The organism is Dyadobacter sp. CY347, from assembly GCF_021502655.1.
GTDB lineage: Bacteria > Bacteroidota > Bacteroidia > Cytophagales > Spirosomataceae > Dyadobacter.
Genome location: NZ_JAKFFT010000007.1, coordinates 580,988 through 599,773, shown reverse-complemented (window position 1 = coordinate 599,773; position 18,786 = coordinate 580,988). Strand labels below are relative to the sequence as shown.

20 protein-coding genes are annotated in these 18,786 nt (G+C 43.5%); 5 read left to right on the top strand and 15 right to left on the bottom strand.

Translation table 11 applies throughout. From position 1 onward, the window contains the following. Positions 1-4 precede the first annotated feature (4 nt). The 6 genes from L0659_RS18225 to L0659_RS18200 form a co-directional block, all read right to left on the bottom strand. Positions 5-757: an isoprenyl transferase gene (locus L0659_RS18225; protein ID WP_235128028.1), complete on the bottom strand. Its 753-nt coding sequence runs from the start codon at positions 755-757 to the stop codon at positions 5-7. Positions 758-1,076: 319 nt separating this feature from the next. Next, the gene (locus L0659_RS18220) at positions 1,077-1,862 is read right to left on the bottom strand and encodes a LytTR family DNA-binding domain-containing protein (RefSeq protein ID WP_235128027.1); all 786 of its coding nucleotides are present in this window, start codon (positions 1,860-1,862) and stop codon (positions 1,077-1,079) included. After that, positions 1,825-3,294, bottom strand: coding sequence for a histidine kinase (locus L0659_RS18215; protein WP_235128026.1), 1,470 nt, complete (start codon positions 3,292-3,294; stop codon positions 1,825-1,827). The genes L0659_RS18220 and L0659_RS18215 overlap by 38 nt, the downstream gene beginning before the upstream one ends. Positions 3,295-3,314: 20 nt before the next feature. After that, positions 3,315-3,977 (bottom strand): hypothetical protein, encoded by a 663-nt coding sequence (locus L0659_RS18210; RefSeq protein WP_235128025.1) that lies wholly within the window; start codon positions 3,975-3,977, stop codon positions 3,315-3,317. Between the two features lie 171 nt (positions 3,978-4,148). Further along, positions 4,149-5,897, bottom strand: coding sequence for a TonB-dependent receptor (locus tag L0659_RS18205; protein ID WP_235128024.1), 1,749 nt, complete (start codon positions 5,895-5,897; stop codon positions 4,149-4,151). A gap of 128 nt (positions 5,898-6,025) precedes the next feature. After that, the gene (locus tag L0659_RS18200; RefSeq protein WP_235128023.1) at positions 6,026-6,661 is read right to left on the bottom strand and encodes a DUF1080 domain-containing protein; all 636 of its coding nucleotides are present in this window, start codon (positions 6,659-6,661) and stop codon (positions 6,026-6,028) included. A 95-nt stretch (positions 6,662-6,756) separates the two neighbouring features. Here L0659_RS18200 and L0659_RS18195 point away from each other — a divergent pair, with 95 nt between their 5' ends. Continuing rightward, a complete protein-coding gene (locus tag L0659_RS18195) occupies positions 6,757-7,266 on the top strand; it encodes a fasciclin domain-containing protein (RefSeq protein ID WP_235128022.1) in 510 nt (169 codons plus the stop codon). Between the two features lie 73 nt (positions 7,267-7,339). Here the strand turns inward: L0659_RS18195 and L0659_RS18190 are convergent, their stop codons facing one another. Next, the gene (locus L0659_RS18190) at positions 7,340-7,759 is read right to left on the bottom strand and encodes a nucleoside-diphosphate kinase (RefSeq protein ID WP_235128021.1); all 420 of its coding nucleotides are present in this window, start codon (positions 7,757-7,759) and stop codon (positions 7,340-7,342) included. 202 nt (positions 7,760-7,961) lie between these two features. Between L0659_RS18190 and L0659_RS18185 the strand changes: the two genes are divergently transcribed. The 4 genes from L0659_RS18185 (at position 7,962) to L0659_RS18170 (ending at position 11,538) form a co-directional block, all read left to right on the top strand. Further along, complete coding sequence (locus L0659_RS18185; RefSeq protein ID WP_235128020.1) at positions 7,962-8,996, top strand: bifunctional oligoribonuclease/PAP phosphatase NrnA; 1,035 nt, start codon at positions 7,962-7,964, stop codon at positions 8,994-8,996. Between the two features lie 53 nt (positions 8,997-9,049). After that, complete coding sequence (locus L0659_RS18180) at positions 9,050-9,949, top strand: FKBP-type peptidyl-prolyl cis-trans isomerase (protein WP_235128019.1); 900 nt, start codon at positions 9,050-9,052, stop codon at positions 9,947-9,949. A gap of 83 nt (positions 9,950-10,032) precedes the next feature. Next, a complete protein-coding gene (locus L0659_RS18175) occupies positions 10,033-10,608 on the top strand; it encodes a non-canonical purine NTP diphosphatase (RefSeq protein ID WP_235128018.1) in 576 nt (191 codons plus the stop codon). Positions 10,609-10,644: 36 nt separating this feature from the next. Then, positions 10,645-11,538, top strand: a complete 894-nt coding sequence (locus tag L0659_RS18170) for a polyphosphate kinase 2 family protein (RefSeq protein ID WP_235128017.1) — start codon at positions 10,645-10,647, stop codon at positions 11,536-11,538. 85 nt (positions 11,539-11,623) lie between these two features. On the opposite strand, the gene L0659_RS18165 is transcribed toward L0659_RS18170, so the two are convergent. The 8 genes from L0659_RS18165 to rplQ form a co-directional block, all read right to left on the bottom strand. Continuing rightward, positions 11,624-12,577 (bottom strand): hypothetical protein, encoded by a 954-nt coding sequence (locus L0659_RS18165; protein ID WP_235128016.1) that lies wholly within the window; start codon positions 12,575-12,577, stop codon positions 11,624-11,626. Between the two features lie 325 nt (positions 12,578-12,902). Further along, positions 12,903-13,436, bottom strand: coding sequence for a hypothetical protein (locus L0659_RS18160; protein WP_235128015.1), 534 nt, complete (start codon positions 13,434-13,436; stop codon positions 12,903-12,905). Then, positions 13,393-13,590 (bottom strand): hypothetical protein, encoded by a 198-nt coding sequence (locus L0659_RS18155; RefSeq protein ID WP_235128014.1) that lies wholly within the window; start codon positions 13,588-13,590, stop codon positions 13,393-13,395. Before L0659_RS18155 ends, L0659_RS18160 begins: the two co-directional genes overlap by 44 nt. Before the next feature lie 15 nt (positions 13,591-13,605). Continuing rightward, positions 13,606-15,138: a 2,3-bisphosphoglycerate-independent phosphoglycerate mutase gene (gene gpmI, locus L0659_RS18150; protein ID WP_235128013.1), complete on the bottom strand. Its 1,533-nt coding sequence runs from the start codon at positions 15,136-15,138 to the stop codon at positions 13,606-13,608. A gap of 44 nt (positions 15,139-15,182) precedes the next feature. After that, complete coding sequence (locus L0659_RS18145; protein ID WP_235128012.1) at positions 15,183-15,515, bottom strand: septum formation initiator family protein; 333 nt, start codon at positions 15,513-15,515, stop codon at positions 15,183-15,185. A 57-nt stretch (positions 15,516-15,572) separates the two neighbouring features. Next, positions 15,573-16,844, bottom strand: coding sequence for a phosphopyruvate hydratase (gene eno / locus L0659_RS18140; RefSeq protein ID WP_026631254.1), 1,272 nt, complete (start codon positions 16,842-16,844; stop codon positions 15,573-15,575). A gap of 91 nt (positions 16,845-16,935) precedes the next feature. Continuing rightward, positions 16,936-18,039, bottom strand: a complete 1,104-nt coding sequence (gene carA, locus L0659_RS18135) for a glutamine-hydrolyzing carbamoyl-phosphate synthase small subunit (protein ID WP_235128011.1) — start codon at positions 18,037-18,039, stop codon at positions 16,936-16,938. Positions 18,040-18,191: 152 nt separating this feature from the next. Next, positions 18,192-18,773 carry a 50S ribosomal protein L17 gene (rplQ, locus tag L0659_RS18130; RefSeq protein WP_235128010.1) on the bottom strand — a complete coding sequence of 194 codons (582 nt, stop codon included), beginning with the start codon at positions 18,771-18,773 and terminating at the stop codon, positions 18,192-18,194. Between the last annotated feature and the right edge of the window lie 13 nt (positions 18,774-18,786).

The following is an 18,786-nucleotide window of genomic DNA, read 5'->3' as shown; positions in this document are numbered from 1 at the left end:
TATTCTACTTAGCACTATTCGCTTTTATTTGTTCACCAGTTTTGCCAAAACGACGCTCTCTGTTTTGAAAGGCGGCAATCGCTTCATATAAATGTTCCCGCCTGAAATCCGGCCAGAAAAGGTTTTCGTAAAAATACAGCTCTGCGTATGCAAGCTGCCATAAAAGGAAATTGCTGATCCTGTGGTCACCGCCTGTGCGCAGCATCAGGTCCACTTCCGGGCGGTTTTGGGTTGCCAGATTCGTAGCCAGCATCTCTTCGTTGATCTCCTCCGGTGTAATCACACCATTCTTTACATCTTCCGCAATCTTCTTCGCAGCCTGAGTAATGTCCCATTTTCCACTGTAACCAAGCGCCAGGATCAGGTTAAGACCTGTGTTTGCCTTGGTAGCTTCAACGGCTTCGGCCAATGTTTTCCGGCAGCTTTTCGGCAAACTCTCCGTATCACCTATGGTGTCCAGCTTCACATTGTTTTTGAGCATGGTAGGCAGCTCATTTCCGATCGACTGAACCAGTAATTCCATCAAAGCCCTTACTTCAAACTCGGGACGGGCCCAGTTTTCGGTGGAAAATGCATAAAGTGTCAAAAACCCGACACCCAGTTCTGCACAACCTTCGGTTACTTCCCTAACGGCCTTAATCGCATTGCGATGGCCGAAAATGCGCGCTGCTCCCTGGTTTTGGGCCCATCTTCCGTTACCGTCCATGATAACGGCGATGTGCTTTGGCAGATTGCCCGTATCAATGAGCTCCTTCATTATTCCTGACCCCTTTAACCTTTTTTAATAAAAACAAAATGAACTACAGCGAGGATCTTTTCAAGTAAGATCAAAATTTAAAACTTCCCGCTTTTTTAAAGGGATCACTTTGTACATCACGATACGCAGGAATGCAGCATTCTGTGTCGAAAACTAAAAAAATATTAGTCTTAGCTTCGCCTCAAATTGCTATAAACCTTCTGATGAACAGTTGATTAACCTCAAAAATAGTAATGGAATTTAAAATCAGGGCGCAATTTAGGAATAAGTATGGCCTCTTCAAAATCATTATTTTGTGTCTGAGGACGGACTAACCCGATTAATTATCAAGAAGATGGCGGATTGCATCGCCATATGTGCTGCCGCTCGTGAGCTGAGATGCTTTGCGGTCGCGCATGATAATGACATACTTGCTGTTGAAATGCTTCTGGATTTCTTTAATGTGATGGGAATTGACGATCCCGGCGCGGCTGATGCGCAGATATTGCTTGGGAAGCTTTTCTTCCAGGGACGTCAGGGTATAATTGAGCAGATATTTTTGTCCGTCTAATGTATTCAGGAAAACATACTTTTCCTCAGCCTCAAAGTGGGTGATCTCGGTCAGCGGAATAAGCAAAATCCGGTCGCCTGATTTGACGGACAATGAGAAAATTTCCTTTTTAGGCTTCATTTCCTCCAAAAGTCTCAGGAGGTTTTCGGAATATGGATTTACCGTGGCAAGGTTATTCGCGCCGGCTTTGGTAATGTTGCGGATCTTTTCAATCGTCTTGACAAGCCGCTCGTTTTCAACCGGTTTTAGCAGATAATCAACAGAATTTTCCTCAAAAGCGCGGATCGCATACTGATCGTAGGCTGTTGAAAATATTACCAATGGCATTTTCGTGAGCTTGGCAAGCATTTCAAAACCATTCAAAAGCGGCATTTCAATGTCCAGGAAGATGATATCGGGATTATGCTTGTCGATCTCAACCAAACCTTCCGCACCGTTTTTTGCGTCGGAGACAATGGTGAAAACATCATTATGCTTCTCCAAAAGCCTTCGAAGGCGGCTTAATGCCAGCGGTTCGTCATCTATGAGGATCGTTTTCAACGGGAATTGCGTCATGGCCTTGGTGTTGATTTTTAATAATAGCAGATTTTCGAATAGAAATGTTGACCGATTTACGCGGCTTATTATGGAGTTCAAGGCGGGCAGCGTCTCCATAAAGCAATTTTAGTTTATCCTGAATGCTCCTCATTCCATAACCGGCGCCCATTGTTTCGGAAAACGGCGGGCCGTTGTCATGCACGCATAAATGCAGCCAATCGTCTTCTTCGTAGATTCTCACCACAATGGCGCCCTGTTCGGCCATTTTGGAAACGCCGTGCTTGATGGCGTTTTCCACAATGGGCTGTAAAATGAATTTGGGAACATGCAGTTCTTTTAACGCGGGATCGGTAACCTCAACGGTAAACCTGAGCCGGTCCCCGAACCTCACTTTTTCAACTTGCAGATAAGTGGCAACCATTTCCAGCTCATTTTCGATGGTATCAAAGTAATCATTGGTTTTTCTTCCCGTTGTATATCTGAATAGTTTGGAAAGCAAAAGGGTCATTTCCTCCGCCTTATCGGGATCTTCGTGCACGAGGCTGGCAATGCTGTTTAAGGAATTGTATAAAAAATGCGGGTTAATGCGTGCCTGCAATGCGTCCAGCTCCGCGCGGGTTTTCAGTTTTTCGAGGTTCAGCAATTGAAATTCCTGATCTGAAATCTTTCTTGAGATCTGTTTGCTTTCCCGGCTGAGGAAGTAAAAAATATTCGCTACAATGATCGGTCCCCACATATACCAATACCAAGGCGCATCCTGTGCCGCTTCATTAGGATAGAGATTCCTGTAATTATCAACGAGCGTTACTCCGAAAAGAAAATACACTGCAATACTCAGCAAATTATTCATTACCAGCACGATAACAGATAGAATAATGTGCTTAAGAATGGTGCGGGTTATAAAAACGTCGAGCCAAATGGTAATTCCCTGTGTTAGCAGAATTGTAAAAACGCCTGCTATAATGTTCTGGGAAATCAGATATTGATACAGCTTGATCCGTACGGGCTCATTGGTAAAATAAATTTCGGCAGTAAAATAGGAGATCGCATTAATCCCATATAAAACGGTTGCGCCCAGGATCACAGCCACAATGGTGCCAATCCAGCCCTGATTTTGAATAATGCCAATGAGGTTGAAATCGCGCCAGTTAAATGATTTTTCCTGAGAGGTAAAACTAAAATTGGCCCCTTCAACCCTGGCGCCGGTGAGGTCTACATCGGTTAAGCTGCTGAAACTGAGATCCGCATTGCGCAGATCTGAATTCCGGAATGTGGTGCGGTCCAAAGCAGAAAAACGAAGCTTTGCATTCCGCAAATTGGCCCCATCGAAATTGATGTCTTTGAGACTTGAAAAGCTGAAATCAGCATTTTCAAGGTCCATGTTACTAAAATCCCTTCCATCCAGCGATGATGCAGTCATCCGCAGACGCTTCGTTCCTTTATCGTTCATAATCTAATTGAAACGCAATGTTACTGATTTGTCTGGGCTAGCATCCATTCTGTTTCCGACTTGCCCCAATCCGGATGAATGTTGGTTTCGGGTTTAAATGCAGCGAATTTCTGGCTGGCTTTTTCCAATAGCGGCTTGGCTGCTTTTTTGCCTCCTCCAAATTCTTCCGGCGTGAAAAACGCGCTGGATGCTTCCAGGTAATATATCCTCGGATTCTCTGCATTAACCTTTTTGGCAGATGCCACATACTCCACGAACTTCGCACCATCTGCTTCCCACCTGTTCGTGGCATCCGCTGCAAGGTGTATTTGTGATTGAAAGGCTTGCATGACCAATATTTCATCATTGGGCTTGCCTGCAATTGCTTCTGCGTCCTTTAATAAGGCGCTGGCTTTTTCAAGATACTTATCTTTCTCATCCAGACCAGTGCCTATGAAGCCAAGGATTACATTGCTATATCCGGCATAATATTTCGGAAGCCATTCTTTGGGCTCCGCTGCGGCAATGCGCTCAAACTGATTAGCAATATCCTGCAAGGCTTTTGGATCGGGTTTTGTTTTGTCCAGGCCGTTTAATGCCTGAATGCTGGCTGTCATCGCCTGCGAATATTTTTCATTTTGGGCCAGAACCACGCACACGGAAAACGCGAATGCGAAAATGGTGAACATTGTCTTTTTCATCATGTAGAGATTAATATAGATTACTGTTTGATTAAATGTCATCTTTTGAAACTTTGGCCTTTTTAGAAAGCATGATCTGCATGCCTACGAAAAAATTCCTATAACTCTGCGGCCCAACGGCGTAACGCGTTTTGCCGTCAGGCGTGTAGCGGTAGGTGAATACATTCTTCGTATTCAGGATGTTGTCGACGGACGCGTAGAATATGACCAGTAATCGAAGTTTTTGATTGTTTTCTGATCGCGCCAGAAGAAGTCGAAACCGCGGGCGTATCCCTTTCCTGCGTTGTTGGTCTCGCCCCAGGGAAAGCGATACGGATCTGCATCGTATTTCTGGCCGGTGAATTCCCGCACCAGTTGCGCGTAGTTTTTATAGAATGCTTCGGCGCGGAATGTGCGCTGGTTTTTAATGATCTGATAGTTGAGGATCAAATGGTCGGCGCGTTCGTAACCGAGGTTTTTATTGGTATATAAATATTTGTAATCCGGATTTTGGTAAAATTGGCCCGCGGCTAATGAAATCTGACTGTATTTTCCTGTTTTATACGCAAATGAAAGGCGGGGAGCCAGATTAACGTCTTTTAAAATGGAAGAATATTCTGTCCGCAAGCCTATGCGGCCAGCGAGCTCACGGGTAATGTAGATTTCGGATTCGATAAAAGCGGCAGTGTATCGGTCTTTCAGATCATAAAACTTTCCATCGAAACCATTCTTCAACCGGATTGCATGTGCCTCCGCACCAAAGAGAATTGTATTGTTTCCTGAAAGAAGCCTCGAAAGCACAATCCTGGCTTGCGTCCTTTCGTCAAAACGGTTGAAGTTGAAACCGGCTAATGTCGTGTTATCGTTGTTGCGGCTGTATGAAAATCCGGAGTTCAGCGACCAGCGGCCATCTTTCCAGGAATCTGTGTAAGTGCTGGTAACGAAGGAGTTTTTATTTTGAAGATCCAGCTTCGTCTTCCCCGACTCACTCGCCGGGTCCCTTGAATTCATGCTCAGATCACTGTCTGAATACATTCCATAGACTTTCAGGACACCGTTTTTTCTAGGCCTAAGGCGATAGGTTAATGAGGAGCCTTTGAATTCGGGTTCATGCAGCCATTCCACATTTTGTTTGACCAATGCAAAGAGCGGTTTGAGATTTCCATAATAAGCAACGGCGGAAATGCTCTGATTTTTGGTTGCATAATCATAATTAAGCCCTGCATTAGCCAGATTTAAACTGATTCCCAGACCGTTATTGCTCACCTTATCCGTGGTATTAAGTAATAAAACCGAAGAAAGCGCCTGCCCATACTGAGCCGAATAACCGCCGGTGCTGAACGAAGTGCCTTTGAACATAAATGGATTAAACCTTCCGCGCGACTGCACATCCGGTAAGGAGCTGAAAAACGAGTTTTGAACGATCATTCCGTCAATCACAACCTTTGTTTCCTGACCCGACCCGCCTCTCACAAAAAGTCCTTCCTGCTCCCCTACCCGCTGTGCGCCCGGCAGGAATTGCATAGCGCCAGTAATGTCTGCGGCTGCCCCGGCTGTGGTAACAATGTCCAGCGGTTTGAGCATGGCCATCCGCTTTTCGTCCGAGGCTTCAAAAGCACCCGCGGTGATTACGACCGTATTCAGCTCTTTCGCCAGCTCTTCCAGTTTAACAGAAATGTCATTAACATTATCTTTTAACCCGATTTTCTGTTCTGTGGCTTCATATCCCACATATGTTGCCGCCAGTGTTGCAGTGTCTTTTTCGAATGTTTGAAAGCTGAAAATACCATTCGCATCAGATGTCGTTCCATCGTAAGTGCCTTTCAAAAATACATTGGCTCCCGGCAAAGCATGGCCCTTCTTGTCGGTAATCTTCCCGCTCACCGTTTTTTGGGCGTGGGCGAGCGGGGAGATCGAGAGCAGGAGATAAATAAAAAACTTCATGGCTAATAGGATATGTGTTCCTTGTTGACACAAATCTATCAGCCATGAAGCCCTATGTTAAGCGTTTTCCGACGAACTGCTTATTTCGAATGCATGAACATCGTTACAGCCAGAATGAAAAAAGAAGCTTAAAGCTCTTCAACCATGATATTTTTCCAGCGCACTTTGATTCCGCCGCCGTCATGGATCTGCAATGCGATTGAACCTTCACCGGCGCCAATTTTGGCATCTGTGAAATCAACCATTTGGTTACCATTAAGATAGGTTTTAACATTATCACCTTCTGCGCGGATTCTCAATGTATTCCATTCGCCCATTTTCAGGAAACCTTCTTTTTCTTCAGGGATCTGCACAAGCCAGTTACGACCATAAGATTCGTAAATGCCGCCTGTGTCATGGTTTGGCGGCGCAACTTCAACCTGCCATCCCGAAACCTTCGTACCGTCCACCGTGGAGCGGAAAAACACGCCGCTATTGCCATTCGATTCTTGCTTGAATTGAAGGGAAAGGTCGAAATTCTTGTAAAACTTATTGGTTGTGAGGTAACCATATTGCTTGTCCGGCCCGCTTTCGCAGATCAGTTCGCCATTTTCTACATACCATTTCTCGGTCCCATTGACTTTCCAACCGCTCAGATCTTTCCCGTTAAATAATTTAACCGGCTTTTTTAAAGGACTGGGAACGGGAGCTTTGAATACAAAAAATGCGGAGTTAAGCAGCAAAATAGTCGCACAGAGCACTATAAGTTGTCGAGGTTTTAACATAATACATTGGGGGTTAGGATTAAAAAAATTTCACTTAGAATTCCGTCAAAATACATTTTCCATTAGTTTTACGGAAATTAACCAATGGGAAAGCTATGAAAAAAAACCGTTTTGTAGGGCGTTGTCTGGCATTTTTTTTACTTGCAGTGCTGCCGTCAGGATTGATTATTTCCTGCACTGAGAAGAGCGAAGACATAGTAAAGCGCAAAACGATCACAGAAGTCATCATGGAGAATGAACGATTTAGTATTTTGAAAGATATTATGATTCACGCGAAGATGACGGATGCATTGCGTACAGGAGAAATTACATTTTTTGCGCCTGATAACAGTGCTTTTGGCAAAGCGAATATTTTCAGTTCAAATGTGATTACTGCGTTACCGGCAGACTCTGCTATAAAGCTGATCAACAATCACATTGTTGGTAAAAAAAGATTGGAATATAAGGATCTGACTGTTGCGAAAGAGAAGTCGATTACGGGCAAAGAACTTAGCCTGACTGTGAAAGACAGCATATTTGCAGTGAATAAAGCAGATATCATATTTTCCAACATCAGCGCCGCCAATGGTGTCATCCACATTATCGATAGCCTTGCTGTACGATAAGATAAATAAGATTACAAAATAGATCGGCCCGGTTGAACATTCAACCGGGCCGATCTATTTTGGTCCTTCATGCTTAAAACTGCTCGATATGGGCAAAGAAGAAGTTTCCTTCAATTTCAGCGTTTTCGTCAGAATCCGAACCGTGGATGGCATTGGCTTCAATGGATTTTGCGAACAATTTGCGAATTGTGCCTTCGTCTGCATTAGCAGGATTAGTCGCGCCGATCAATGCGCGGAAGTCCGCAACGCCGTTGTCCTTTTCAAGGATCATCGGAACGATAGGGCCGGAAGACATATATTTACATAAATCATTGTAAAAAGGACGCTCTTTGTGCACTGCGTAAAATTCTCCGGCACGTTCCGGGGTAAGCTGTGTTTTTTTCAAGGCTACAATCCGGAACCCGGCCTCCTCAATCATTTTGATAATTGCTCCGGAATGACCGTCCTGAACGGCATCCGGCTTAATCATGGTGAATGTTCTATTCGTTGGCATACTATTGGCTGAATTTATTTGCTGCAAAACTATACAATTTTTCATTTTATATCCTCGCCCTTCGCATTGTACGAAGCTGTAATGGTTAAAACATAGCCTGATAACCAGCCTTTAGGGCACAACATTGAGCAAATCCCAACAGTTTTATTAATTTTGTGGGCTGAATACGAACCGAATTTTCTTCTTTCCGAATTAAATAACTGTGAATCAAACCGTTGAAGAGCTTAGCTCTTTTTTATCTCATCCCCAAAAAATCATCATTACGATGCATCGTGACCCTGACGCTGACGCGCTGGGATCGTCATTGGGCTGGGCGAGTTATTTAATCAAAAAAGGACACGAGGTTACAGTCATCAGTCCGACTGATTATACGGCCAATTTGCGCTGGTTGTCTGGCATTGAGCATGTTCTGGTTTATGAAAAGCAAGCTGATCAGGTTAAATGCAAGAATAAGATTGCACAAGCAACACTGATCTGCTGCCTGGATTTCTCTGCGCTTTCCAGACTTAAAGATCTCGGAAGGATTGTAGAAGAAGCGCCTGCACCGAAATTAATGGTGGACCATCACCTCGAACCGGAGCATTTTGCGAAATGGATGGTTTGGGATACGCATGCTGCCGCTACAGCACAGCTAATTTATAAACTGATCAAAGAACTGGAACATGATGCCCCAGTTACGGAGATCTTCGACATTCCAATGGCTGAATGCCTGTACGCCGGCATTATGACGGATACGGGTTCTTTCAGGCATGGCAATGTTACTCCTGAGGTCCATCTGGCCGTTGCTGATCTGATGCTAACCGGATTCGATTCCAGTCGCGTTCACCGGCTTATTTATGATAATGCGCCGCTCTCCCGCTTGCAATTTTTAGGTTACGTACTTTCTCAAAAACTGGTTGTACTGCCGCAATACAGGACTGCTTACATGGTTCTGACAGAAGCTGAATTACAGAAATTCAATTCCAGCACAGGTGAGACCGAAGGAATCGTGAACTACGGTTTGCAGGTTGAAAATGTAGTAATGTCGGCCATGTTTATTGAAAGAAAAGGTGAAGTGAAAATTTCATTCCGCTCGGTGGGCACATTTTCGGTAAGAGACCTGGCGAGCACATATTTTAATGGTGGCGGGCATAAGAATGCGTCCGGAGGAAGATCGGAACAATCAGTGACTGATACAGTTGCGACTTTTTTAAATATTCTTCCTGAATACCAACAAGAACTTTTGAACGTTGACTAAACTTAATTTTACTTCAAGAATCACATCATAATCTTTCCAATTAACACAATCCAATGAATTTAAAATCAATAGGTTATGCGATGGGCGTAACTATTCTAGCTGCGGCTTGCAACCAACATAAGACGCAGGTTACTGAATCCGGACTGAAATACCAGATTTTCGAGCACGAAGACAAAGCAAAAAAAGCCAAATTGGGAGACATTATGACATTCCACTTTGTCTTGAAAAACGGCAGCGATTCTACGCTTCGTGATACATATAAAGAAGGCGCGCCGCAAAAAATGGTTTTGCAAGCCCCTCAATACAAAGGCAGCTTTGAAGAAGGACTTGCATTGCTGGCATCGGGCGACAGCGCGAAAATATCGATCAATGCGGATAGCATGTTTGCAAAAATCGGCCAGCCAATGCCTCCGATGATCAAAAAAGGTTCTGATCTTAGTTTTACAGTGAAAGTAGTAAGTGTGCTTTCTCCTGAGGAATTCCAAAAGCAATTATCAGAATCTGTTAACAAGCAAAAAACCATCGACGCGAAAGTAATCGACGACTATCTTGCAAAAAACAACCTGAAAGCAAAAGCACAGAAGACTGCATCAGGCCTGGCATATGTTGATGATGTTGTAGGAACTGGCGATAGTCCTAAGGCTGGTGACAATGTGAAAGTTCACTATACAGGTAAGCTTTTGGATGGCAAAGTATTCGACAGCTCGAAAAATGGAGGCAGACCGCCCATCGATTTTCAGGTTGGCGTAGGCATGGTTATTCCGGGTTGGGAAGAAGGCATTATGCTGATGAAAAAGGGCGGAAAACGCACTTTGATCATTCCATCCGGCCTGGCTTACGGAGCTGAGGGATCGCCAGGAACCATTCCAGCAAACTCGGTTTTGTTATTTGACGTTGAACTGGTTGATTTTGGAAAAGCGCCAGCGCAACAGCCTGGTCCACCAACGAGATAATTTTCAAATTTGAATTAAAACGGCTGCTTCACAAGAGTGGCCGTTTTTTTATGTAAAATGCGTTTCGAACAAACTATTATAGCATGAAACTTTGCTTTGCTACCAACAATCTGCACAAGTTAAAAGAGATACAAGCATTACTAGGAGACCAGTTTGAGCTCGTTACCCTGAGCGACATTGGCTGTGAAACCGACATTCCGGAGCCATTTGAAACTATCGCTGAAAATTCGGCTGCGAAGGCTAAATATGTCTGCGACCATTATGGTATAAACTGCTTTGCTGACGATACAGGACTTGAAGTTACGGCGCTTGATGGCGAACCGGGCGTTTACTCAGCACGCTATGCCGGGCCGCAGCGCAATGCTGATGACAACATTGGTCTGCTTCTTGATAACCTATCAACCAAAAGTGACCGCAGCGCGAGATTTTTGACTGTGATCACATTGGTAACTGACGGAAAATATCAGCAGTTTGAAGGCACAGTGGACGGGCACATTATTAGTGAAAAAAGAGGCAGTAATGGCTTTGGTTACGATCCTGTGTTCATGCCGAATGGCTTTGACCGGACATTTGCCGAGATGACATTGGATGAAAAGTCTTTACTAAGCCACCGTGCGCGCGCATTTGCCGGGCTGGTTGGCTTTTTGAAACAACTATAATGTTAAAATGTAAGCATCATCTTAAACAGCATTTACATGCCGGACTTCGATTCAGAGGAATTTCGCGTTGATGGGACGCAGAAATTTCAGATAAAAAAAGCTAAAACACGCTTCAAAGATATTTATAAGGATAAGGAAGACTATGAGACTATGCAAGCGGATTCGGCCAAAGAGCTGGACGTGTTGCAAAGTATGATGTATGCGCACAACCGATATGGGTTACTTGTGATATTTCAGGCAATGGATGCGGCCGGAAAGGACGGGACGATCAAACACGTCCTTGCTGGTGTGAATCCTGTGGGCGTGAAAATACACTCATTCAAAAGGCCTACGGAAACGGAACTGGAACATGATTACCTGTGGCGGAGCAATCTGGTGCTTCCTCAGCGCGGGACGATCACGATCTTCAATCGCAGTTATTACGAGGAAGTGCTGGTAGCCAAAGTGAATCCGGAGATCATCACGCAATCGCAACGGTTGCCAGTTGAGCTGACCGAGGACATGGATAAGCTTTGGAAGCACAGATACTCAGACATTCGTAACCTCGAAAAATATCTTTATAGGAACGGCATCCGGGTTATCAAGTTTTTCCTGAATGTATCGAAGGAAGAACAAGCTTCGCGACTCATTGAACGGATAGAGGATCCTTCAAAGAACTGGAAATTTGAGGAGCAAGATGTCAAAGTGCGCGGGCAGTGGAATGAATATATGCAGGCTTACGAAGATTGTATCAATAACACTGCAACGAAAAAATCTCCCTGGTATGTTGTTCCTGCCGACGACAAAAAGAATCTAAGGCTGACCGTGTCCAACATTATCGTGGAAGAGCTTAAAAAGATGGATATGTCATATCCTGAGTCCGGCCCTGAGCGTTCGGAAGAATTGCATCATTTCATTGATGTGATCAATGCACAGAATACAGAGGAGTAAATACGAAATTTATGTTATGCACAAAAAAGGCGGCTGAAATGAATCAGCCGCCTTAGATAGTTATGCATGGTGTGAATTCGAATTCTTATTTCTTGATAGTGAAGTTGCCACCACCAATTTTGTAGCCTTCCGCGTACAGTTCCACGTTGTATTTACCCGGACGGAACTGAGAGCTATTATCGTACAACAATTCAACTTTCTGGTTGTTGTTTTGGTAAGCAATAGACTCACGGGTTGTGAACTTAGACGGAGCACCGTCAACTTCAAATTCTCCCGATCCTGTTGCATCATCCGCTACAACCGCTCCTTCTGGGTCAAGCACACGCACATAAATATCTTTCGATTCTTGTGCTGTCAACTCATTTTCAGGAAGCGTAAACACCATTTTGATTTTGTCAACACGGCTAGCTTTGTATTCTTCTTTATCTTTCACCTTACCTCTTGAATTAACAGTAAGGATTTTCAGATTTGCCGCTTTCAATGAAGCTGCTTTTGTCACTTTATCGCTAAGCTCTTTGTTAGCAGCTGTAAAAGTTACCACTGAGTCTGTAAGCTCAGCCTGACGCTGTACCAATTTCTCACGTTCGCTGGTCAAACTTCCTACGTGTGTGCTTAGGGAGTCATTTGACGCTACCAACTTCTCGTTTTCAAGTTTCAACTGAGCAATTACCTCGTCTTTTTCTACGAGGAATTTTTCGTACTCCTTAATCTTGCCAAGATATTTGTTGGTCTCAACTCTTTTGCTTCTGCTGAAAGCCAATTTATCCGCTTCCAATTTTTCCTTAACCTTTGTAAGTTCACTTACGTCACCACCAAGTTTCTCAATTTCAGCGATTTTCGCATCCAGAACTGTCGAAATAGAATCTAATTTAGTTTTGGTTACAGCCAATTCTCTGGCTTTTTCAACAACCATTGTTTCTTGCTGAGTCAACTCATTTTTCTGAGTAGTAAACAAGTAGCCAAACATGGCCGTCGCAAGCCCAAGGACAACAACCATTGCCCAGGCGATACTTTGCTTATTCTTTTGTTCTTGTTCCATTGAATTAGAGATTTATTAATGTGATTTAGTTTACATGTGACAGGTTAAAACATTTACCCCGGGTCTACATGGATTTGACTTTAAAACTCTAATTCTATGCCGAATCGCCGATTACCGCTTATTACAAGGATTTCTCGTTCTCAATTTTATATAAATAATACCAAAAAAGAGGCTTGGAAAGATACAAAGCCTCTTTTTGAAATGTATTTTTAAACGGAGAAAAGTAGGGCTGAGCGGCTGTATGAAGGCTGGTTATTTGGAAAATTGGGTAATGTTTACCCAAAGTATGGAGTTACAGTACAAACAAACGTCATTTCAAAACACGCTATAATCCTATTTTTGCTGTAATATGGAAAGACTTGCGATTCATGAACAAAAGCTTTTGGTAACCTTTCACTGTATAGCCGGAAACTTCCAGCAAATTATCTCGTCGGCTTGATGTCAATTCGATTTCCTTTTCAGAACTATATATTCGATTTTCAGATCTTAGAAGCGCTTTTACCAGCACGGGTTGCTGCGTTGCGCTGTCCACTTTGATCATTAAGTAACGAACTGGCAAATTTTCCCCTTCCTTAACTTTATATTCATAAACCGACGAATCACTTCGGATCACGGAATAGCTTTTACTATAAGCTGGCTTATTAATGTCGGCCTGGGCAAATAATTCCAGCTCCTTTTTCCAGTTTGTTTCGATTTCAGCGCGCACTTCTTTTTTTCCATCCAGCTGAACAGTCTTCGTCACTTTGGGCTTTTTCTCATTCAAATACACAATCTGATTTTCGACAAAACCTTTGAGGTCGTAGTATGCCTTCTTTTCATTCGGATCCGTCGCCGATTCCTGGCAGGCACTTAATATCATTAAGCATATTAATGTATAAATAAGGCTGCTTTTGATGAACAACGGACGGCTGGATGGCTGTATTGAAATAAAACGCATTGGTAATGTTGACTTTATCACGCAGAAGATCTAAAAAAACAGAGAGCCCAATGGACTCTCCGGTAAACAACATCATTGCAGGTGGTTTAGTTTAAAGGATACTAACCCCTGTCATCTCGGCCGGCTTTGGAATTCCCATTAATTCGAGAATGGTTGGCGCTATATCGGCCAGCTTTCCATCTTTTATCGGATTTTGAAAATTGTTATCGACAAGCACACAAGGAACCAGGTTTAATGAATGTGCAGTATTAGGTGATCCATCATCATTCAGCATATAATCTGAATTTCCGTGATCGGCAATGATAATGGACGAATAACCATGGTTTAAGCCGGTTGTAACAACAGCCTGTACACATTGATCAACGGTTTCACAAGCCTTAACCGCTGCCTCGAACACCCCTGTATGGCCCACCATATCCGGGTTAGCAAAATTGAGGCAAACAAAATCGACTTCTCCTTTTTCTAACTCAGGTACTATCGAGTCCCTGATGCCAAATGCGGACATTTCAGGTTGCAAATCATAAGTTGCCACTTTCGGTGATTGGCAGAGTAAGCGGCTTTCACCTTCAAATGGCTTTTCTCGTCCGCCCGAGAAAAAGAATGTGACGTGCGGATATTTCTCCGTTTCGGCAATGCGGATCTGTTTTTTACCCGCCGCTTCAAGCACTTCTCCTAATGTATTATTGAGATTGTCCTTATCAAAAATCACATCTACGCCTTTGAATGTATCATCATAATTGGTCATTGTGATGTATCTCAGGTTAAGTTTGTGCATGTTTTGCTCATGGAAATCCTGCTGCGTGAGCACTTCGGTGATTTCACGCCCCCGATCAGTCCGGAAGTTGAAGCACAATACAACGTCGCCGTCCTCAATAATACCGATTGGCGTTCCATCCGGATTTGTCGCAACGATTGGCAGGATAAATTCATCAGTAACACCCGTTTCGTACGAGTCTTTGATTGCTTTCAACACGTCACCGGATGCTACGTGGGCACCTTCGCCGTGCACCATTGCATCATATGCAAGCTTCACACGCTCCCAGCGCTTGTCACGGTCCATCGCATAATAGCGGCCTGTGACGCTGGCAATGCGGCCGGTTGTCTGATCCAATGTTTGTTGAAGTTCGGTCAAGAAGCCCAGGCCACTTTTTGGATCACAGTCACGGCCGTCTGTAAATGCGTGTACAAACACATTTGTCAAACCTCTGTCCGCAGCGATTTTCACAAGACCTTTTAAATGGTCAATGTGCGAGTGAACACCTCCATCGGAAACGAGGCCGATGAAATGCACTTTTTTATTGTTTGTTTTTGCAAAATCCAGAGCATCGGTCAGCACAGGTTCTTTACCCAATGTTCCTTCGGTAACGGCCAGATTGATCTTTACCAAATCCTGATAAACCACACGTCCTGCACCAAGATTGGTATGCCCTACTTCTGAATTTCCCATCTGTCCGTCGGGAAGACCCACAGCGAGCCCGCTGGCAGCCAGTCGGCTGTGCGGGTATTTCTGCATAATGCTGTCGTAAAAAGGAGTGTTGGCAGCTAAAACGGCAGAGCGGCTTTCCTCACCTGATTTGGCGATGCCCCAGCCGTCCATGATTATAAGAATTACTTTTTTGCTCAATGTCTTAAAAATTAAATATTAAGTACGCAATGATCGATGCGAGCTTACTCGCTCTTTTTGCCTTCGACCGGTTGATTTTTCTCGTCAACGATTACATATACTTCCTCATTGGGCTTGCGCATCATGAAGTTCTCACGCGCCCATTTTTCAAGCATTTTCGGATTACCGAAAACTTCATTCCGCTCCTTCTTCACTTCTTTGATTTTTCCCAGCAAAATGCCTTTCTCATGTTCCAGCTCCTTCATTTTCATCCGGTTGGAAATCACAATGCGCATATTGTTATTGTCAAGAAAAAGGATCCAGACAAACCACGCCAGAAAGGTGGCTATGTAGAAGTTTTTGAGCGTCTGGATAGACCAGAATGATCCTTTTTTCATAAGGGAGCGGGTGTATACAAAAACCGGAGCATTAAGCTCCGGTTTCGATTAATGATGTCAGAATTTCAATCCTGGGAAGTATGCGTTTTCGCCCAGTTCTTCCTCAATGCGAAGAAGCTGATTGTATTTCGCCATACGGTCAGAGCGGGAAGCAGAACCAGTCTTAATCTGACCTGTGTTCAATGCAACTGCCAAGTCAGCAATTGTAGAATCTTCTGTTTCACCTGAACGGTGCGACATAATGCTCTTGTAGCTGTTGCGTTTTGCAAGGTTAACTGTGTCGATTGTTTCAGTCAAAGAACCGATTTGGTTTACTTTAACAAGAACAGCATTTGCAATTTGTGACTCAATTCCTTGTTGCAGACGTGTTACGTTTGTTACGAACAAGTCATCACCCACCAACTGGATTTTCTTACCAACCGATTGCGTAAGCGTTGCCCAGCCAGCCCAGTCGTCTTCGTCCATTCCATCTTCAATTGAAATGATCGGATATTTAGCAACCCACTGTGTCCAGTAGTCAGCCATTTCATCCGAGCTCAACTTACGTCCGTCTGATTTTTTAAAGTGGTACAATCCATCTTCGTAGAACTCAGAAACAGCAGCATCCATTGCGATGAAAATATCTTCGCCTGGTTTGTAGCCTGCTTTCTCGATCGCCTGGATTACGATTTCGATCGCCTCTTCGTTCGATTTAATGTTAGGAGCAAAACCACCTTCGTCACCAACGTTGGTAGAATATCCTTTGCTTTTCAAAACTGTTTTCAATGTATGGAAAACCTCAACACCCATTCTCAATGACTGAGAGAATGTATCTGCTTTCGCCGGCATGATCATGAACTCCTGGAAATCGATAGAGTTATCCGCGTGGCTTCCACCATTCAGAATGTTCATCATTGGAACAGGCAATGTGTTTGCGTTCGTTCCGCCTACGTAACGGTAAAGTGGCAGGTTAGCTTCCTGAGCCGCGGCCTTCGCAGCAGCAAGCGATACGCCTAGAATTGCGTTTGCGCCTAACTTGGCTTTGTTAGGAGTTCCGTCCAACTCAAGCATGATTTTATCAATCAGATTTTGCTCAAATACTGAACAACCGATCAACTCAGGGAAAATAATATCGTTGACATTCTCAACGGCCTTCAAAACTCCTTTTCCTACGTAAACGCTTTTATCGTCATCACGAAGTTCAACGGCCTCATGCTTTCCGGTAGAAGCTCCAGACGGAACAGCAGCACGTCCTAAATAGCCATTTTCAGTACGAATATCTACTTCTATTGTTGGGTTTCCTCTTGAATCCAGAATTTGTCTTGCATGTACTGATTGAATCGTACTCATTTGCAGCTTGTGGTTTTGATTTAAAATAGAATTTTTTAACGGTACAAAATAACACAAAAAATCCTCTGCATTACAGAGGATTTCGATATTTTCAGCTCGCTCTTAACAATTTGATAAATTCATCAAACAGATAACGCGAATCATGCGGACCTGGGGATGCCTCAGGGTGATATTGAACTGAGAACGCAGGATAATCCTTTCTGCGAATTCCTTCGATCGTTTTATCATTCAAATTCACGTGCGTGATTTCAATGTCAGGATGATTCTCTATTTCATCCGGATTGACAGCGAAACCATGGTTTTGTGAAGTGATCTCGCAGAATCCAGTGATCAGATTTTTAACCGGATGGTTTAACCCACGATGGCCATGATGCATTTTATAAGTGTTAATCCCGCTTGACAATGCAAGCAGCTGATGTCCCAGGCAGATTCCAAAAAGTGGCTTGCTGGTTTTGATCATCTGGTTTACACTCTCAACAGCGTAAAGCATTGCTGCCGGGTCACCTGGTCCGTTTGAGATAAAGAACCCGTCAGGTTGCCAAGCCATTACTTCCTCAAAAGGTGTTTTAGCCGGGAAAACCTTGCAGTAACATCCTCTCAAAGTCAGGTTTTTCAGAATGCTCTTCTTGATTCCGTAATCCATTACTGCAATCCGCCATTGGCTTGAAGATTCTTCGCCAATGAAGTAGGCATTCTCCGTAGTTACTTCGGAAGACAATTCAAGTCCGTCCATGGAAGGAATTTTTTGCAATTCCGCCATCAGCTCCTTTTCATCCAGGATCTCCGATGAAATGATCGCATTCATCACACCGCGTTGTCTTACGTGACGTACAATGTGCCTTGTATCGACATTACTAACACCAACAATGTTAGCCCTTTCGAAATATTCCTGCAATGAGAAATCGGCCGTACCTCTTGAATAAATTGGAGAAAACGTATTACAAACCATTCCACGAATCTTCACAGAAGCAGATTCCTCTTCATCTTCCAGCTGGACTCCGTAATTTCCAATGTGTGAATTGGTATTAACAATGATTTGACCATAATAAGAAGGATCAGTGTAGATTTCCTGATACCCTGTCATGCCTGTGTTAAAACAAATTTCTCCACCGGTGGTCCCGCTTATTCCCAAAGCAAGTCCCTTGTATGCCGTTCCGTCTTCAAGTAATAACAGAGCTTCCTTTTTTTGACTCATTTTATTGCTAAATCTATTGTTGCCACTATTAGTTTGAGCGAGATGCCCAAGTGTTTTTAAACTGCGGTGCAAAATTATAAAATTTTACCCATAAAAAAGGGTTAAACGAAACGTTCAACCCTTTTCCATATATTCTTAATGATTATCCAAAATTATTCCTTTTCAGTCGTAGATTCTGGTGACTCATTATTTTCAGCAGCGTCATCATTGCTTGCAGGTGCTTCGTCAGCAACTGGTTCCGTTTCAGCAACTACTGGATGGTCTTCTTTTTTAACAGGTGCAGCGGCTGCAACTTCTGTTCCTTCTTTCTTCACTCCACCTCTTCTGCTACGTCTTGTTTTTGCAGGTTTGTCAGCATTTGCAAGAAGCAATGCGTCGTTAAAATCTACAAGTTCAATTAGTGCAGTTTCGGCAGCATCACCAAGTCTGCTTCCAAGTTTGATGATCCGGGTGTAACCACCTGGGCGAGATGCAATCTTGTCTGAAACAACTCCGAAAAGTTCTTTTGTTGATTCTTTATCATTAAGATAAGAGAAAACAACCCTTCTATTGTGGGTAGAATCTTCTTTGGCGCGTGTTAGCAAAGGTTCAACATACTTACGAAGTTCTTTTGCTTTAGCTAATGTTGTTTCAATTCTTTTGTGGATAATCAAAGAAGAAGCCATGTTTGATAGCATCGCCTTGCGGTGAGATGCTGTTCTTCCTAAATGATTATCTTTCTTACCGTGTCTCATTGTTTTGTTGTTT

What these genes read in the sequence shown, in the direction of transcription:
- L0659_RS18175 (WP_235128018.1), top strand. Translation starts at nt 10,033, where the DNA reads ATGAAACTTTGCTTTGCTACCAACAATCTGCACAAGTTAAAAGAGATA.
- L0659_RS18190 (WP_235128021.1), bottom strand. Translation starts at nt 7,759, where the DNA reads ATGCCAACGAATAGAACATTCACCATGATTAAGCCGGATGCCGTTCAG.
- L0659_RS18145 (WP_235128012.1), bottom strand. Translation starts at nt 15,515, where the DNA reads ATGAAAAAAGGATCATTCTGGTCTATCCAGACGCTCAAAAACTTCTAC.
- L0659_RS18225 (WP_235128028.1), bottom strand. Translation starts at nt 757, where the DNA reads ATGAAGGAGCTCATTGATACGGGCAATCTGCCAAAGCACATCGCCGTT.
- rplQ (WP_235128010.1), bottom strand. Translation starts at nt 18,773, where the DNA reads ATGAGACACGGTAAGAAAGATAATCATTTAGGAAGAACAGCATCTCAC.
- L0659_RS18170 (WP_235128017.1), top strand. Translation starts at nt 10,645, where the DNA reads ATGCCGGACTTCGATTCAGAGGAATTTCGCGTTGATGGGACGCAGAAA.
- L0659_RS18165 (WP_235128016.1), bottom strand. Translation starts at nt 12,577, where the DNA reads ATGGAACAAGAACAAAAGAATAAGCAAAGTATCGCCTGGGCAATGGTT.
- L0659_RS18155 (WP_235128014.1), bottom strand. Translation starts at nt 13,590, where the DNA reads ATGATGTTGTTTACCGGAGAGTCCATTGGGCTCTCTGTTTTTTTAGAT.
- L0659_RS18215 (WP_235128026.1), bottom strand. Translation starts at nt 3,294, where the DNA reads ATGAACGATAAAGGAACGAAGCGTCTGCGGATGACTGCATCATCGCTG.
- L0659_RS18200 (WP_235128023.1), bottom strand. Translation starts at nt 6,661, where the DNA reads ATGTTAAAACCTCGACAACTTATAGTGCTCTGTGCGACTATTTTGCTG.
- L0659_RS18180 (WP_235128019.1), top strand. Translation starts at nt 9,050, where the DNA reads ATGAATTTAAAATCAATAGGTTATGCGATGGGCGTAACTATTCTAGCT.
- L0659_RS18160 (WP_235128015.1), bottom strand. Translation starts at nt 13,436, where the DNA reads ATGATATTAAGTGCCTGCCAGGAATCGGCGACGGATCCGAATGAAAAG.
- L0659_RS18205 (WP_235128024.1), bottom strand. Translation starts at nt 5,897, where the DNA reads ATGAAGTTTTTTATTTATCTCCTGCTCTCGATCTCCCCGCTCGCCCAC.
- L0659_RS18210 (WP_235128025.1), bottom strand. Translation starts at nt 3,977, where the DNA reads ATGATGAAAAAGACAATGTTCACCATTTTCGCATTCGCGTTTTCCGTG.
- carA (WP_235128011.1), bottom strand. Translation starts at nt 18,039, where the DNA reads ATGAGTCAAAAAAAGGAAGCTCTGTTATTACTTGAAGACGGAACGGCA.
- eno (WP_026631254.1), bottom strand. Translation starts at nt 16,844, where the DNA reads ATGAGTACGATTCAATCAGTACATGCAAGACAAATTCTGGATTCAAGA.
- L0659_RS18220 (WP_235128027.1), bottom strand. Translation starts at nt 1,862, where the DNA reads ATGACGCAATTCCCGTTGAAAACGATCCTCATAGATGACGAACCGCTG.
- L0659_RS18195 (WP_235128022.1), top strand. Translation starts at nt 6,757, where the DNA reads ATGAAAAAAAACCGTTTTGTAGGGCGTTGTCTGGCATTTTTTTTACTT.